Raw genomic sequence first — 333 nt, forward strand, 5'->3', positions numbered from 1 at the left:
ATCTGTTCACCGTGTCCATCATCTATATCGATCCGATGCCTTACCGGACAAGCTTCATGTACCGCGCGATTGTACTGGTGACCGCGATGGGCGGACATGCCGTCTTGTCCAAATATATATATGCCCGTCCGCCTGCTGGCGTGCCCGCAGCGCAAGCCGAGGCAGGCAGCATGCTCATGTACTACGGCGGCGACGTGATCGAGATTATGTTCGTGTCATTGTTTTGCTGGCAATGGTTCAAGGCATCCCGTCCCCGGACGCTGCGCACCGAACCGATCTTATACCGGAAATAACCTCCAATGGACAATGACCGCTTCTAACCGTATGATAGAA

At 54.1% G+C, this 333-nt stretch carries 1 protein-coding gene; it reads left to right on the forward strand.

Annotated elements, in window-relative coordinates; genetic code table 11:
- The coding region (locus RCF13_RS03570) for a cytochrome c oxidase assembly protein (protein ID WP_308140880.1) at positions 1-293 on the forward strand (293 nt) is incomplete at its 5' end.
- Positions 294-333 lie beyond the last annotated feature (40 nt).

Source organism: Stenotrophomonas maltophilia group sp. RNC7, assembly GCF_030910085.1.
Classification (GTDB): domain Bacteria; phylum Pseudomonadota; class Gammaproteobacteria; order Xanthomonadales; family Xanthomonadaceae; genus Stenotrophomonas; species Stenotrophomonas sepilia.